14 protein-coding genes are annotated in these 15503 nt (G+C 73.0%); 9 read left to right on the plus strand and 5 right to left on the minus strand.

Translation table 11 applies throughout. The features are described 5' to 3' along the window. Nucleotides 1-9 precede the first annotated feature (9 nt). Nucleotides 10-402 (plus strand): VOC family protein, encoded by a 393-nt coding sequence (locus QQM39_RS30745; protein ID WP_302000792.1) that lies wholly within the window; start codon nucleotides 10-12, stop codon nucleotides 400-402. Here QQM39_RS30745 and QQM39_RS30750 read toward each other — a convergent pair. Continuing rightward, complete coding sequence (locus QQM39_RS30750) at nucleotides 344-736, minus strand: hypothetical protein (RefSeq protein WP_302000793.1); 393 nt, start codon at nucleotides 734-736, stop codon at nucleotides 344-346. The genes QQM39_RS30745 and QQM39_RS30750 overlap by 59 nt on opposite strands. A gap of 9 nt (nucleotides 737-745) precedes the next feature. After that, the gene (locus tag QQM39_RS30755) at nucleotides 746-2302 is read right to left on the minus strand and encodes a hypothetical protein (RefSeq protein ID WP_302000794.1); all 1557 of its coding nucleotides are present in this window, start codon (nucleotides 2300-2302) and stop codon (nucleotides 746-748) included. 240 nt (nucleotides 2303-2542) lie between these two features. Between QQM39_RS30755 and QQM39_RS30760 the strand changes: the two genes are divergently transcribed. The 5 genes from QQM39_RS30760 to QQM39_RS30780 all read left to right on the plus strand — a co-directional run bounded on the left by QQM39_RS30760 (nucleotide 2543) and on the right by QQM39_RS30780 (nucleotide 8746). Then, entirely contained in the window at nucleotides 2543-3046 is a 504-nt protein-coding gene (locus QQM39_RS30760) for a hypothetical protein (RefSeq protein ID WP_302003783.1), read from the plus strand. A 74-nt stretch (nucleotides 3047-3120) separates the two neighbouring features. Next, entirely contained in the window at nucleotides 3121-6330 is a 3210-nt protein-coding gene (locus tag QQM39_RS30765; RefSeq protein WP_302000795.1) for a S41 family peptidase, read from the plus strand. A 122-nt stretch (nucleotides 6331-6452) separates the two neighbouring features. Beyond that, a complete protein-coding gene (locus QQM39_RS30770) occupies nucleotides 6453-6806 on the plus strand; it encodes a histidine triad nucleotide-binding protein (RefSeq protein WP_302000796.1) in 354 nt (117 codons plus the stop codon). 21 nt (nucleotides 6807-6827) lie between these two features. Beyond that, the gene (locus QQM39_RS30775) at nucleotides 6828-7733 is read left to right on the plus strand and encodes a ribonuclease Z (protein ID WP_302000797.1); all 906 of its coding nucleotides are present in this window, start codon (nucleotides 6828-6830) and stop codon (nucleotides 7731-7733) included. Between the two features lie 20 nt (nucleotides 7734-7753). Further along, entirely contained in the window at nucleotides 7754-8746 is a 993-nt protein-coding gene (locus QQM39_RS30780) for an adenosine deaminase (protein WP_302000798.1), read from the plus strand. On the opposite strand, the gene QQM39_RS30785 is transcribed toward QQM39_RS30780, so the two are convergent. Next, nucleotides 8739-9980 carry an MFS transporter gene (locus tag QQM39_RS30785; RefSeq protein ID WP_302000799.1) on the minus strand — a complete coding sequence of 414 codons (1242 nt, stop codon included), beginning with the start codon at nucleotides 9978-9980 and terminating at the stop codon, nucleotides 8739-8741. The genes QQM39_RS30780 and QQM39_RS30785 overlap by 8 nt on opposite strands. Before the next feature lie 174 nt (nucleotides 9981-10154). Further along, a complete protein-coding gene (locus QQM39_RS30790; RefSeq protein WP_302000800.1) occupies nucleotides 10155-10940 on the minus strand; it encodes an IclR family transcriptional regulator in 786 nt (261 codons plus the stop codon). A 111-nt stretch (nucleotides 10941-11051) separates the two neighbouring features. On the opposite strand from QQM39_RS30790, the gene QQM39_RS30795 reads away from it, so the two are divergent. The 3 genes from QQM39_RS30795 (at nucleotide 11052) to QQM39_RS30805 (ending at nucleotide 14570) form a co-directional block, all read left to right on the plus strand. Continuing rightward, on the plus strand, nucleotides 11052-11990 hold the full coding sequence (locus QQM39_RS30795; protein WP_302000801.1) for a 5-dehydro-4-deoxyglucarate dehydratase: 939 nt from the start codon (nucleotides 11052-11054) through the stop codon (nucleotides 11988-11990). After that, on the plus strand, nucleotides 11987-13276 hold the full coding sequence (locus QQM39_RS30800) for a glucarate dehydratase family protein (RefSeq protein ID WP_302000802.1): 1290 nt from the start codon (nucleotides 11987-11989) through the stop codon (nucleotides 13274-13276). The genes QQM39_RS30795 and QQM39_RS30800 overlap by 4 nt, the downstream gene beginning before the upstream one ends. A 241-nt stretch (nucleotides 13277-13517) precedes the next feature. Further along, nucleotides 13518-14570, plus strand: coding sequence for a carbohydrate kinase family protein (locus QQM39_RS30805; protein WP_302003784.1), 1053 nt, complete (start codon nucleotides 13518-13520; stop codon nucleotides 14568-14570). A gap of 51 nt (nucleotides 14571-14621) precedes the next feature. Here the strand turns inward: QQM39_RS30805 and QQM39_RS30810 are convergent, their stop codons facing one another. Further along, the gene (locus tag QQM39_RS30810; RefSeq protein ID WP_302000803.1) at nucleotides 14622-15434 is read right to left on the minus strand and encodes a VOC family protein; all 813 of its coding nucleotides are present in this window, start codon (nucleotides 15432-15434) and stop codon (nucleotides 14622-14624) included. Nucleotides 15435-15503 lie beyond the last annotated feature (69 nt).

Genomic DNA, 15503 nt, shown 5'->3' on the forward strand with positions numbered 1-15503 from the left:
ACGCTCACCGTGGAACTCGCCCAAGTACGGCTGCTGGTCAGCGACTTCGCCGCCTGCTACCGCTTCTACGCCGACGTCCTCGGCCTCAAGCCGCAGTCGGGCGCGACGAACGGGCCGTACGAGAAGTTCAGCCCCGCCGTCGGCTCGGCGGGCATCGCCCTTCAGGACCGGGCGATGATGGCCGAGGTCCTGGGCGAACTGGCCGACACCGCCGACGGGCACCGCTCCCTGGTGGTGCTGCGGGTGGACGACCTGGACGCCTGCTGCGAGCGGATCACCTCACGCGGCGCGACCCTCCTGCGCGGCCCCGCCCCGATGACCGACCGCATGCGCGTCGCCCACCTCAAGGACCCGGAGGGGAATCTGGTGGAGCTGCAGGAGTGGCTGCTGCTGCGCGGCTGAGGACGGCGTCGAACAGCTCCCAGCCGTCCAACTCCACGGTCCCCGGCAGGAGTCCGCGGGCCGTCGCCTCGTCGACGAGACCGCGTACGACACCGGGTTCGCGCAGGTTGAGCAGCTTCCCGGGGCCGGTCGCCACGCATCCGACGTAGGAATGGCCGTCGGAGATGGCCCGGCCCGCACCCTTCCGGAAGACGATCGGGGTACGTACACCGTCCAGGGTGAGGTTGAGGACCTCGCGGCACATGTCGCCCTCCCCGTGCTGGTGCCGCACGCTCCAGAGGTACGTCGTCCGCTCGTCCACGACGAGCCTTCGCAGTCTGCGGTCGTTACGCATTCGGCCACGCTACGGGGCCGGGCAGAGCTTGGTCTCCGGGTTTTTCGCCGGGATCAGCCGGACGTTCTCGCGGCGGACGGCGAAGGACTCCTGGACCTTGCCGTTGTTGCGGGCCGGGTCCCAGAGCCAGATCCACTCGCCGGTGGCGCCGAAGGAGACCACGGGGTGGTCGAGGGGAGCCGGGCCGTTCTCCACCGCCAGGGGCTCGGCGGCGTCCACCGGTTGTACGCACATGAAGTGGCCGAAGACACCGAAGTAGTCGGGCGGGTGGGCGCCCCCACGGGCGACGTTCTCGGCGGTCCGGCCGGCCGCGCTCGCCGCCTGTCCGGTGCCCAGCGCGACCGCGCTCAGGGCGTAGACGACGATGACCAGCGTGGCCAGGACGATGGCGAAGAAGCGGTTGCTGGCGTCCCGGCCCAGATGGAAGTGGCGCAGCCAGCCCACGATCGCCACGAAGAACAGCGCGCTGCCCAGCGCGAGGCCCATCGGCTCGGCGGCCACCAGATAGGTGCCGAGCCTCGCCGTGGGCACCGCCTCCACGCGGATGTCGAACCGGTCCAGGTACGCGTCGTGCATCTGCCGGCCCAGCCAGCCCACCATCGACCACAGCACCGGCACGGACAGCGGCACCAGCCAGGCGGCGTGCCGGGTGAAGACGGTGCGGCGCAGCGCGAGGACCACGCCCGCGCCCGTGAACACGCCGACGGCGAGCACCAGCGCACCCGCCCACAGCACCCGGGGCTGGGTGCCCTGGCCCACCAAGGCCCCGAAGGCGGCCAGCACGGTGGTGCCCGCGACTCCGGCGGCCCACTGGACCCCGCGGCCGCTCGCCCGCGTCTCCTTGAGCGTGCGGCCCAGCGGCAACGCCCCCGCCGGGCTGAGCAGTGCGGGCAGCAGCTTCCAGGCCCCGTCGGCCCACACGGCGTACATGCCGCACAGGACCGCGAGGACGACGCCGGCCACCCCCGCCGCCAGCCAGACCAGCCGGACCCGGCGCTCGTGCGGGGTCTCGTCGCGCGGCGGGTCCGCGTCCGAGTGGCCCGGCACCCGCAGCCCGTGCATCTCGGCGTCGAAGGGGCGGCCACCCAGCGGGCGCGCCGCCAGTTCGGCCGCCGCCTCCTGACGGGAGCGCGGACCGGCCGGCACGGTCACGGCACGCTGCTCGTCGGCCCCGCCCAGCCAGATCCACACCCGCCCCAGCGTCGGCAGCGCGCGGTGCACGTAGTACGTCGTGCGCGCCGGCCGCTCGTACTCGACCAGCGCCGCGTCCCGCACCCAGGCGCCCAACTCGGCCTGCCTGGCGAGCCGTTCCACCTCCAGGGTGGCCGTGCGCAGGGCCCCGAGGCGGGCTCCGTGCAGGCGGACCTCGACGACGAGCGTGGTGCGGTGCGCCACGCCGGGCGCCGCCTCGTCGGCCTCCGCCGGGCGTACGGCCCAGCCGCGCTCCTCGAACAGGTCCGTCACATACGCCACTTCATCCGGATGGTCGACCACGTCGACGAGCATCCGTACCCGGCGCCGACGCGGCGGCGCGGGTGGCCCCGCGGGGTCCGTCCCGGTGTCCACGCCGACCTGGTCGGCGTCGTCCGGGGTGCGCGGCGCGGGCGGGGATCCGCGAGGGGGTCAACGGTCCTCCGGGCAGGGTGGATCGGGCGACACCCGATTGTGCCGTGCGCGAGCAGGGAGTGGCCGTATGTGCCCTACCGCGTCGGCGGGGACAGTGGCAGGCTGCCCTCCATGGGGGCGTTCAGGAGGATTTGGGGTCGCGTCGGTCGCGTCGGTCGCACGGAGCGCACGCGTGTGCGCGTGGCAGGCGTGGCGGGTCTCGCCGTGCTCGCCGTCGGCGGGGCGGTCGCCTGTGATCCGGGCGGGCTGAGCAGTGCGACCGTGGCGTTCACGACCGACCAGACGGTGACCGCGGAGCTGGAGCGGCAGAAGGCCGACGTGCAGTGGCTCAACTGCACGGGCTCGTACGACGGCGACGGCGACGGCGGGTCCGCCGCGCCGACGGCGAGCGAGAACACCGTGGTCAAGGTCGACTGCGAGGGCGAGACCAAGGACGGCAAGGACATCACCGTCACCGGCAGGATCACCCGGGCCGTCAGCGGCTCCTGTGTGCGCGGCGACCTCGTGGCCAAGGTCGGCGGCAAGGAGTGGTTCCATGTGAACGGGCTGGGCAACTGCGACGCCACGCCCTCGCCCGTCAACCCGGGCGGCGGCGGACAGCAGCCGGGGCCCACGGTCACGGTGACCGTCACCAAGACCGTCTACTGCAAGCAGCACCCGAACTGCTGGCCGGAGGGCAAGTGACCGCACCGGCACGCGAGTTGGGCAAGTGATCCGAAGCCCTGTCCCCGGACGCCGCCCGTGCTTATGGTGATCGGGTGACTCAGTCCGTGACGCCTGGATCGTCTTCGTATCTCCGGTATCCGCATCTGCACGGCGACCTGGTCGCCTTCACCGCCGAGGACGACGTATGGCTGGCCCCGCTCGACGGCGGCCGGGCCTGGCGGGTCAGCGCCGACAACGTGCCGGTCAGCCTGCCGCGCATCTCGCCCGACGGTACGACCGTCGCCTGGACCTCCACCCGCGACGGCGCCCCCGAGGTGCACATCGCGCCGGTCGACGGCGGCCCCACGAAGCGCCTTACGCACTGGGGCAGTTGGCAGACCCGGGTGCGCGGCTGGACCCCCGACGGCGAGGTCCTCGCGATCAGCACCCAGAGCCAGGCCGGCAGCCGCCGCACCTGGGCCCACACGGTCCCGCTCGACGGCGGACCGGCCACCACCCTGCCGTACGGCCCCGTCGCCGATGTCGTCCACGGGCCCCACCTGGTGCTCGCCTCGGCACCCATGGGGCTGGAAGCGGCGCGCTGGAAGCGCTACCGGGGCGGCACGGCGGGCAAGTTGTGGATCGACCGCACGGGCGACGGGGAGTTCGTACGGCTGCATGAGGAGCTGGACGGGAACATCGAGTACCCCGTGTGGGCGGGCGAGCGGATCGCGTTCCTCTCCGACCACGAGGGCGTCGGGGCGGTGTACTCGTCCCTCGCCGACGGGTCCGATCTACAACGGCACACCCCTGTCGACGGCTTCTACGCCCGGCACGCCGCGAGCGACGGCACCCGTGTCGTCTACGCCTGTGCCGGGCAACTGTGGCTCCTGGACGACCTCGACGGGGCCGAGCCGCGCCCGCTCGACATCCGGCTCGGGGGGCAGCGCACCGACCGGCAGCCGTACCCGCTGAACGCCGCCCGCTCGTTCGGGGCGGCGGCGCCCGACCACACCGCGCGCGGCAGCGCGGTCGCCGTCCGGGGCGCCGTGCACTGGGTCACCCACCGCTCCGGTCCCGCCCGCGCCCTCGCCGCCGAGCCGGGCGTACGGGCCCGGCTGCCGCGCACCTTCCGGGCGGAGGGCGAGGAGTGGGTGGTGTGGGTGACGGACGCGGAGGGCGACGACGCCCTGGAGTTCGCGCCCGCGACCGGGCTCGCGCCGGGTGCCACGCCGCGCAGGCTCGGCGCCGGGCAGCTGGGCCGCGTCCTGGAGCTCGCCATGGCGCCCGACGGGAGCAGGGCGGCGGTCGCCGCGCACGACGGGCGGCTGCTGCTCGTCGAGCGGGAGACCGGCGAGGTCCGCGAGGTCGACCGCAGCGAGGACGGGGACGTGTCCGGGCTGGTCTTCTCGCCCGACTCGGCCTGGCTCGCCTGGTCGCACCCCGGCCCACGCCCGCTGAGCCAGCTCAAGCTCGCCAACACCACCGACCTGTCGGTCTCCGAGGCGACCCCCCTGCGCTTCCAGGACTACGCGCCCGCGTTCACGCCGGACGGCAAGCACCTGGTGTTCCTGTCGACGCGCGCCTTCGACCCGGTCTACGACGAGCACGTCTTCGACCTCGCCTTCGTGGTCGGCTCCCGCCCCCACCTGATCACCCTCGCCGCGACCACCCCGTCCCCCTTCGGCCCGCAGCGGCACGGCCGCCCCTTCGACGCGCCGGACAAGGACGAGACACCCGACAGCGAGGGCACCCCGACCACCCGCATCGACCTCGAAGGGCTCGCCGACCGGATCGTGCCGTTCCCGGTCGAGGCCGCCCGCTACACCAACCTGCGGGCCGCGAAGGACGGCGTGCTGTGGCTACGGCACCCCGTACGCGGCGCGCTCGGCGCCTCCCGGGCCACGCCCGACGACCCCGAGCCCCAGGCCGAGCTGGAACGCTACGACCTCCTCCAGCGGCGCGTCGAGCATCTCGCCGACGACGCCGACCACTTCGAGGTCAGCGGCGACGGCAAGCGGCTGCTGCTGTGGACCGACGGCCGCCTCAAGGTCGTCCCGAGCGACCGGCGGGCCTCCGGCGACGACGACAGCGACTCGAACATCACCGTGGACCTGACGCGCGTACGGCAGACGGTCGACCCGTCGGCGGAGTGGCGGCAGATGTTCGAGGAGACCGGCCGCATCATGCGGGACCACTTCTGGCGGCCGGACATGAACGGCGTGGACTGGGCCGGGGTCCTGGACCGCTACCGCCCGCTCGTCGACCGGGTGGCCACCCACGACGACCTGATCGACCTGCTGTGGGAGGTGCAGGGCGAGCTCGGCACCTCGCACGCGTACGTCGCCCCGCGCGGCGGATACGGCGGCGGGGCCCGGCAGGGACTGCTCGGCGCCGACATCTCCCGCCATCCGGACGGCAGTTGGCGCATCGACCGCATCCTGCCCTCCGAGACCTCCGACCCCGAGGCACGGGCACCGCTGGCCGCGCCCGGGGTCGCCGTGCGGGCCGGCGACGCGATCGTGGCGGTGGCCGGGGTGCCGGTGGACCCGGTGGCCGGGCCCGGCCCGCTGCTCGTCGGCACGGCGGGCAAGGCGGTGGAGCTGACGATCTCGCCGGCCGGGGGCGGGGACGTACGGCACGCGGTCGTCGTGCCGATCGCCGACGAGCAGCCGCTCCGCTACCACGCCTGGGTGGCGGACCGGCGGGCGTACGTCCACGAGAAGTCCGGCGGCCGGCTCGGCTACCTCCACGTGCCGGACATGCAGGCGCCGGGCTGGGCCCAGATCCACCGTGATCTGCGCGTCGAGGTGGCCCGGGAGGGCCTCGTCGTGGACATCCGGGAGAACGGCGGCGGGCACACCTCGCAACTGGTCGTCGAGAAGCTGGCACGCCGGATCGTCGGCTGGGAGGTCCCGCGCGGGATGCGTCCGTACAGCTATCCGACGGACGCTCCGCGTGGCCCTGTGGTGGCGGTGGCGAACGAGTTCTCCGGCTCCGACGGCGACATCGTCAACGCGGTGATCAAGGCGCTGGGTCTGGGACCGGTGGTGGGCACGCGGACATGGGGCGGCGTGATCGGCATCGACAGCCGATACCAGCTGGTCGACGGCACCCTGATCACCCAGCCGAAGTACGCCATCTGGCTGGAGGGCTACGGCTGGGACCTGGAGAACCACGGCGTCGACCCGGACGTGGAGGTGGTGCAACGCCCGCAGGACTGGGTGGCGGGGAGGGACGCGCAATTGGACGAGGCGATCCGGATCGCGCTGGCCGGGCTGGAGGAACGGCCGGCCAAAACGCCGCCACCCTTGCCAACCTAAGGGGCGCGGGGCTGTATCGATATGCGGCTCCGCCGCGTGGGCGCGACCAGCCACAATGCACCCGCACCCGACGGCGATACGATGCCCCCCGTAAACCACGCCGCCCAACCCCCGGAGGGACCATGGCAGGGGAGCCGCAGGACGACTGTCTGTTCTGCAAGATCGTCGAGGGGCATGTCCCGGCGACGATCGTGCGGGAGACGGACACGACCGTCGCGTTCCGGGACATCAACCCCCAGGCGCCCACCCACGTCCTGGTCATCCCCAAGGCGCACCACCGGGACGCCGCCGCCCTCGCCACCGCCGAACCCGCCCTCGCCGCGGACGTCCTGCGCGAGGCCCAGGCCGTCGCCGACGAGGACAAGCTGGAGAGCTACCGCATCGTCTTCAACACCGGCGCCGGCGCCGGACAGACCGTCTGGCACGCCCACGCCCACATCCTCGGCGGCCGCGGCCTGCAGTGGCCCCCGGGATAGTCGAGGCAAGCCGAAGTCACCGTGTCCGTACGTGAATTGGTTGTCCTCGGGACAGCGAGCCAGGTGCCGACCCGTCACCGGAACCACAACGGCTATCTGTTGCGGTGGGACGGAGAGGGCATCCTCTTCGACCCCGGCGAGGGCACGCAGCGGCAGATGCTGCGCGCCGGAGTCGCCGCGCACGACCTGAACCGGATCTGCGTCACCCACTTCCACGGGGACCACTCGCTCGGCCTCGCCGGCGTCATCCAGCGGATCAACCTCGACAAGGTGCCGCACCCCGTCACCGCCCACTACCCCCGCTCCGGCCAGCGCTTCTTCGATCGACTGCGCTACGCCACCGCCTACCGCGAGACCGTCGACCTCGCGCAGGCCCCGGTCAGCGCCGACGGCGTCATAGCCGACACCGGTGGCTACCGGCTGGAGACCGCCCGGCTGTCGCACCCCGTCGAGTCGTACGGCTACCGCCTCGTCGAGCCCGACGGTCGCCGCATGCTGCCCGACCGGCTCGCCGCGCACGGCATCAAGGGGCCCGATGTCGGGCGCATCCAGCGGGAAGGGGCGCTCGGCGGGGTCTCCCTGCGGGACGTCAGCGAGGTCCGGCGCGGGCAGCGGTTCGCGTTCGTCATGGACACCCGGCTGTGCGACGGGGTGTACACCCTGGCCGACGGCTGCGACATGCTCGTCATCGAGTCCACCTTCCTGGACGAGGACGTGGAACTCGCCGTGGAACACGGCCATCTGACCGCCGGTCAGGCCGCCCGGGTCGCGCTCGACTGCGGCGTACGGCATCTCGTGCTCACCCACTTCAGCCAGCGCTACACCGAGCCCGAGGAGTTCGAGCGGCAGGCACGGGACGCCGGTTTCGCCGGGGAGCTGACGGTCGCGCACGACCTGCTGCGGGTGCCGCTACCGAAACGTCGGTGACACCGCCGTACGATGCTTTGATGTCCGTCCCGAAAGCAGAACTGCACCTCCACATCGAAGGCACCCTCGAACCCGAGCTCGCCTTCGAACTGGCCGACCGCAACCGCGTCGAGCTGCCGTACGCCGACACCGAAGAGCTCCGCAAGGCCTACCAGTTCGAGGATCTCCAGTCCTTCCTGGACCTGTACTACGAGCTCATGGCCGTCCTGCGCACCGAGCGGGACTTCGAGGACCTCGCGAACGCCTACCTCGCCCGTGCCGCCGCGCAGGGTGTGCGGCACGCGGAGATCTTCTTCGACCCGCAGGCGCACACCAAGCGGGGAGTGGAGCTCGGCACGGTCGTCGAGGGGCTGTGGCGGGCGCTGGGGAGCAGCGAGGCGAACCACGGCGTCTCCACCCGGCTCATCATGTGCTTCCTGCGCGACGACTCCGCCGAGTCGGCCATGGAGACGCTGCGGGCCGCGGAGCCGTATCTCGACCGGATCACCGGCGTCGGCCTCGACTCGGCCGAGGTCGGGCACCCGCCGGTGAAGTTCCGCGAGGTGTACGAGGCCGCCGCCGCCCTCGGCCTGCGGCGCGTCGCGCACGCGGGCGAGGAGGGGCCGCCCGCCTACATCACCGAGGCCCTCGACGTCCTCGGCGTGGAGCGCGTCGACCACGGGCTGCGGTGCGTGGAGGACCCGGCGCTGGTCGAGCGGCTGGTGCGGGAGCGGGTGCCGCTGACGCTGTGTCCGCTGTCGAACGTACGGCTGCGGACCGTCGACGTCCTCGCCGAGCACCCCCTGCCCGCGATGCTCGACGCCGGGCTGATGTGCACGGTCAACTCCGACGACCCGGCCTACTTCGGCGGGTACGCGGGCGACAACTTCGACGCCGTACGCCAGAGCCTCGGCCTGACCGAGGAACGGCTCCGGGAGCTCGCCCGCAACTCGTTCCTCGCCTCCTTCCTGGAGGACGACGAGGAGTTGCGGGCGCGGTATCTGGCCGAGGTGGAGGCGTACGAGTTCAGGTAGCCGCGGTGAGGCGGTCGGGGGCGGCGGGGGTGGCTTCGGCGGTGTCCAAGGGGATTTCGATCACCTCGACGACCTCGACCACCTCGACGCCTTCCGTGACCGCGACGGTCTTCCGGGACCGCAGGCCCAACGCCACGGCCGTCATCGGTACGGCGATCACCAGCAGCCCGGCCGCCAGCACCGCGCCCATGACCGGGAACCCGGCCCGCGCCGACAGCACGCTCCCGGCCAGCGGGCCCGCCGCCGTGCCCAGCGACGACGCCGAGCCGACGAGCACCGCCCAGCGCCCGCGCGCGTCGAGAGAGGCGGCGAGGCCGATGACGTACGACAGGACGATCGGGTAGAGCGTGTTCCAGGCGATCTCGCCGGTCGCGAAGGTCGCCAGGTCGGTCGCGGAGGCGCTGAGCGCGATGCAGGCCGCGATGAGGGCCGTACCCGCGCCGATGGGCAGCGCTCGGCCGAGGCGCGGGCCGAGCGCGCCCGCCCCGGTGACGCCCAGCAGCCCGGCGCCGAGCGCCACGGCGAACACCGCGCCGACCGTGGCTTCCGTCAGATGCGCCTGGTCCAGGCCGATCCGGCCGCTGACGCCCCACAGGGAGTTCTGGGCGAGGGACCAGCACAGCATGCAGGCGGCGAGGGTCAGGCCCTGGCGGCGGTGGGGGACGGGGGAGGCGTCCCAGCCCTGGCGTGAGGTGCTCGTGGCGGCCGGGAGCCGGCCCGTGAGCGGCCATACGGCGAGCGCGGTGAGGGCGATCGCGGCGAGCGGGAGGCCGTGCCCGGGGCCGAGGCGGGGGACCGTCAGATAGACGGCGCCCGCGAGGGCGGAGACACCGAGGAGGCCGAGCGTGGTCGGCCGGTGCGGGTCGGGCTGGGCGGCGATGCGGGTGGCGGCGACCGCGGTGGCCGTACCGGATCCGAAGCCGCCGACGAGCACGCCCAGGACGACGGCCGGTACGGCGTGTGCGGATGCCGCCCAGCCGTAGCCGAGGACCGCGAGCGTGAGGCCGACGCGGGCCAGCCGCCGCGCCCCGATCCGCTCGACGCGCGAGGCCAGCGCGAACCCGGCCGACGCCGAGCTCAGCAGCAGCGCGCTGCCGACGGCGCCCGCCTGGGTGGGGGACAGCGGAAGTCCGGAGTCGAGCCTGCCGACGACCGTCGGCAGCAGATACGGGGCCAGGTACCCGGCCGCGAAAAGGGCGACGAGGGGCCAGGCAGTGGTGCGGGGGGCGAACACGGGCGTTCCCAGGGCATGCGAAAGGAGCGGCTCAAGAGGGGAGGGGCGCAGGCCGTCGACGGACAGGAACGCGCGGGCAATTTGTATCAAGCGGAGGCAGGCGTGAAGAAGCGAGGGTGGTGTGATCTGGGGCACGTTCTGTTTGTGGCGAGGAAATGCGGGTAGACGGCGCCCTCACCTGCGCCAGTGCACCGACCCGCCCCCGCCGGGAACCGTCGCCTCGATCTTCGCCCTGATCTCCCGCATCACGGCGACGATCCGCTCCTCATGCCCCGCCGACAGCCGGGCCACCGGCACCGAGCAACTGATCGCGTCCTGGGCCGGGGTGTCGTAGCGCAGGGCGAATCCGAAGCCGGCGATGCCGGTGACGCTTTCCTCGCGGTCGACCGAGTAACCGCGCACTCGCACCTCGGCGAGGTCGGCCGCGAGTGCGTCCCGGGTGGTGCGGGTGTTGGCGGTGAGGGACTCGTACGGGCCCTCGGGGAGGTCGCCGTCGGGGCGTTCGGCCAGCAGTGCCTTGCCCAGGGCTCCCGCGTGGGCGGGGAGCCGCCGGCCCACCCGGCTGATCGTCCGCAGGTACTCGTGCGACTCGCGCGTCGCCAGATAGGCCACGTCCCGGCCGTCCAACCGCCCCATGTGGATCGTCTCGCCCAGCGCCTCCGACGCCTCGTCGAGATACGGGCGTACGACCCGGACACGCGGGTCGGAGTCGAGGTAGCTGGTGCCGGTGAGCAGGGCGTGGATGCCGATGCCGTAGAGGGAGCCGGTGATGTCCGTGCGGACCCAGCCGCGGGAGATCAGGGTCTGCAGCAGCGCGTACATGGAGCTGCGCGGCACGTCCAGCTCGTCGGCCAGCTCCTGGAGGCGTGCGGGGCGGTCGCCGCGCGCGGCGAGCAGTTCCAGCAACTCGACCGTGCGCGCCGCCGACTTCACCTCGCGGACGCCGCCTGTCTCTGACATGGGGCGATCGTAATCGGCCCGAATCGGATCGACCGTGCCATTGACGGTCACGGTTCGCGTATCTAATCTCCATTTTCATACATGGATGACATCTACATGGGGAGATCAGAGGTGAGCCTCGCTACGGACACGGCCCGGCGTCTGCGGGACGGCATGGCGCAAGGAGTGCTGTCGTTCCCGCTCACAAGCTTCCACGCGGACGGCACGCTGGACCCGGACGGCTTCCGCGCCCACGTCGCCGCCCAGCTCGCCACCGCCCCGGGCGCCCTCTTCCCCGCCTGCGGCACAGGAGAGTTCTTCTCGCTGGACGAGGACGAGTACCGGCAGGTCGTCTCGGTCGCCGTCGAGGAGGCGGGCGGGCGCGTGCCCGTCGTCGCCGGGGTCGGCTACGGCTGGGCGCAGGCCGCGCGGTTCGCCCGGATCGCCGAGGAGGCCGGCGCCGACGCCCTCCTCGTCCTGCCGCACTACCTGGTCGCCGCCCCGCAGGACGGCCTGGTCGCCCAGCTGGAGCAGCTCGCGGCCCGGACCCGACTGCCGCTCATCACCTACCAGCGCGGTCAAGTCGCCTTCACCGCCGACTCGTTGCGGCGCATCGCCCGCATCCCGAACGTCATCGGCCTCAAGGACGGCCACAGCGATCTCGACCGCCTCCAGCGCCTCACCCTCGCCGCCCCCGAGGGCTTCCTCTTCTTCAACGGCGCCGCCACCGCCGAGATCCAGGCCCGCGCCTACGCCACCGTCGGCGTCCCGGCCTACTCCTCCGCCGTCCACGCCTTCGCCCCCGAGATCGCGAACGCCTTCTTCGCCGCCCTCCGGTGCGGTGATCACGACACGGCCGACAAGCTGCTGCGCGACTTCTACGTCCCGCTCGTCGAGGTCCGCGACCGGGTGCCCGGATACGCCGTGTCCCTGGTGAAGGCGGCGGCCCGGCTGCGCGGCCGACCCGTCGGCCCCGTACGCGCCCCGCTCACCGACCCGTCGACCGCCGACCTGGCCGACCTGCGCACTCTCCTCGCCACCGGACTCGACCTCGTAGGAGCAGCGCTGTGAACCTCACGATCACCGAAGTCCGCCTCACGCCCATCCTGGTCGCCGACCCGCCGCTGCTGAACACCCAGGGCGTCCACCAGCCGTACACACCCCGCCTGATCGTCGAGGTCGAGACGGCCGACGGGGTCACGGGCGTCGGTGAGACGTACGGCGACACCAAGTACCTGGAGCTGGCCCGGCCGTTCGCGGAGAAACTGATAGGTCGTCAAGTCGGTGACCTGAACGGCCTGTTCGTCGTCGCCGACGAGGTGGCCGTCGATCAGTCCCGGGTCCAGGGCCAGGTCGACGTCGGCGGGCTGCGCGGTGTCCAGACCGCCGACAAGCTGCGGCTGTCCGTCGTCTCCGGCTTCGAGGTCGCCTGCCTCGACGCCCTCGGCAAGGCGCTCGGGCTGCCCGTGCACGCGCTGCTCGGCGGCAAGGTGCGCGACGCGGTCGAGTACAGCGCGTACCTGTTCTACAAGTGGGCCGAGCATCCGGAGGGCGTGCGCGCCGAGAAGGACGACTGGGGTGCCGCCGTCGACCCGGCCGGGGTCGTCGAGCAGGCGCGGAAGTTCACGGAGCGGTACGGGTTCACCTCCTTCAAGCTCAAGGGCGGGGTCTTTGCGCCGGACGAGGAGATCGCCGCCGTACGGGCCCTCGCGGCGGCCTTTCCCGGGCACCCGCTGCGCCTCGACCCCAACGGGGCCTGGTCCGTGGAGACCTCGCTGAAGGTGGCGCGGGAGGTCGGGGACGTCCTGGAGTACCTGGAGGACCCGGCCCTCGGTACGGCCGCCATGGCCGAGGTCGCCGCGCGGGCCGGGGTGCCGCTGGCGACCAACATGTGCGTGACGACGTTCGCGGAGATCAAGGAGGCGTTCACCCGGGACGCCGTCCAGGTCGTCCTCTCCGACCACCACTACTGGGGCGGGCTGCGCAACACCCAGCAGCTGGCGGCGATCTGCCGCACCTTCGGCGTCGGGGTGTCCATGCACTCCAACACCCACCTGGGCATCTCCCTGGCCGCGATGACCCACGTGGCGTCGACCGTCCCTAACCTCCACCACGCCTGCGACTCCCACTACCCCTGGCAGTCCGAGGACGTCCTCACCGAACGCCTTACCTTCGAAGGCGGCAAGGTCGCCGTGTCCGACGCGCCCGGCCTCGGGGTCGAGCTGGACCGCGAGAGGCTGGCGGAGCTGCACCGGCGGTGGCTGGATGACGACGGCTCGCTGCGGGACCGCGACGACGCGGCGGCCATGCGGGTCGCCGACCCCGGCTGGGTCACGCCCTCGGTGCCCCGCTGGTAGCGGCTCGCCGGCCGCCCCGGTGAGGTCGTCCACCGGGCGCTCGGGCCGGATCGCGGTGGCGTTGTCGCTGGTGCGGTGGCGTTGTCGGTGGCTTGGTGCACACTGGCCAGATCAGCACCACGTCAGGGAGCGCACCGTGACCACGCCCACCGCGACCAACGGAAAGGGACCCTCGCCCCAGGGGCCGTCGTCCAGGGCGGGGAAGCCGTACCACCGGAGCCAGGTCGACCCCCTCGCCGGCCTGCGCACGCCCGCCGACCCGCCCTGGGACGTGTACCTCACGGGCACGGTCTTCCTCGACATCATCTTCACCGGCCTCGACTCGGCCCCGGTGCGCGGGACGGAGTCCTGGGCGCGGGGGATGGGGTCGAGCCCCGGCGGCGTGGCGAACATGGCGACGGCCCTGTCCCGCCTCGGCCTGCGGACCTCGCTCGCGGCGGCCTTCGGCGACGACCACTACGGCGAGTACTGCTGGGACGCGCTGGAGCACGGCGAGGGCATCGACCTCTCGCCGTCGCGCACGGTGCCGGGCTGGCACTCGCCGGTGACGGTCTCGATGGCGTACGAGGGCGAGCGCACGATGGTCTCCCACGGCCACGAGCCGCCCCCGGAGGAGCCGGCGCCGGACTGCCCGCCCCGCGCGCGTGCCGCCGTGGCCTCGCTGGAGCCGGGCAAGCGGGCCCCCTGGATCGCGCAGGCCGCGAGCAAGGGCGCCCGTATCTTCGCCGACGTCGGCTGGGACGACACGGGGGCGTGGGACCTGGCGGGGCTGGCCGACCTGGAGCACTGCGAGGCCTTCCTGCCGAACGCCCAGGAGGCCATGCGGTACACGGGCGCCGACTGCCCGCGCGCGGCGGCCCACGCCCTGACCGCGCACGTCCCCCTCGCGGTGGTCACCCTCGGCGCGCAGGGCGCGTACGCGGTGGACGGACGGACCGGGGAGACGGCCGAGGTCCCCGCGATCGCCGTCGAGGCCCTCGACCCGACCGGCGCCGGCGACGTCTTCGTGGCCGGCTTCGTCGCGGGCACCCTGGCCGACTGGCCGCTGGCCGACCGGCTGGCCTTCGCGGGCCTCACGGCAGCCCTGTCGGTGCAGGAGTTCGGCGGCTCCCTGTCCGCCCCTTGCTGGGCCGAGATCGGCGCCTGGTGGCGCAAGGTCCAGTCCCTCGACCGGCAGGACCCCGAGGCCCTGCGCCGGTACGCGTTCCTGGCGGATCTGGTGCCGGAGGAGGAGGGGAGACCGTGGCCGCTGCGGCGGGCGGTGCCGACGATCGGGTTCCGCAGGTCGGCGTGACGGGTTCAGCCCCATCGGCGTGACGGGTTCAGCCTCAGGGGATCCGTGGGCTCAGCCGGGGGTGGACGGCGGGGTGGACGGCGTCAGTACCACGAAGTCCGCGTTCCACGGGTCCACGCAGACGGCCAGCCGGCCGACGCCCTCCGCGTCCTCCGGCCCCATCTGCACACTGCCGCCGTTCTCGGTGACCTTGGCGACCGCGGCGTCGCAGTCGGTGACGTTGAAGACCGGGTGCCAGTACGGCCGCCCGTTCGCCAGCACGAGGTTCTCCTCGGGCAGCTCCATGAGGCCGCCCTGCATGCGCTCCTCGGGCAGCCCGGCCGGCGTGATGAGGGTGTACGCGCCCCCGCCGCCCGGCAGCGCCATCTCGCTGAACCGCCAGCCGAGGACACCGCCGTAGAACTCCTTAGCGCCCGCGGCGTCGCTCGTGTACAGCTCGGTCCACGACAGCGAGCCCGGCGCGTCCGCCAGCTCGAAGCCGGAGTTCTTCCCCGGCTGCCAGACCGCGAACTGGCCGCCCAGCGGATCGTTGTACTGCGCCATCCGCCCCCAGTCGTCGAGGTCCCGCGGCGCCACCCGCACCGTGCCGCCCGCGCGCTCGACGGCCTGGGTCGTCGCGTCCGCGTCGTCGACGGTGTAGTAGATCATCCAGGCCGACCGCGCCCCCTCCTCGGTGAGCCTGCCGAGCCCGGCGACGGTCTTGCCGTCCTTCTTGAACATGCCGCCTTCGAAGTCCTCCGCCTCACCCATGGACTCGTACTCCCAGCCGAGCACCGCGCCGTAGAAGGCCGCGGCGGCCCGGACGTCCGGGGCACCGAGGTCGAGCCAACAGGGGGAGCCGGGAGCGAGGTCAGTGGTGATCATGGTGATTCCCTTCGCAGATCCTCTGACCTCAGCGTGACACCCGGCACTGACACTCGCCCGTCGGATACG

The sequence above is a fragment of the Streptomyces sp. DT2A-34 genome (assembly GCF_030499515.1).
Classification (GTDB): Bacteria; Actinomycetota; Actinomycetes; order Streptomycetales; family Streptomycetaceae; genus Streptomyces.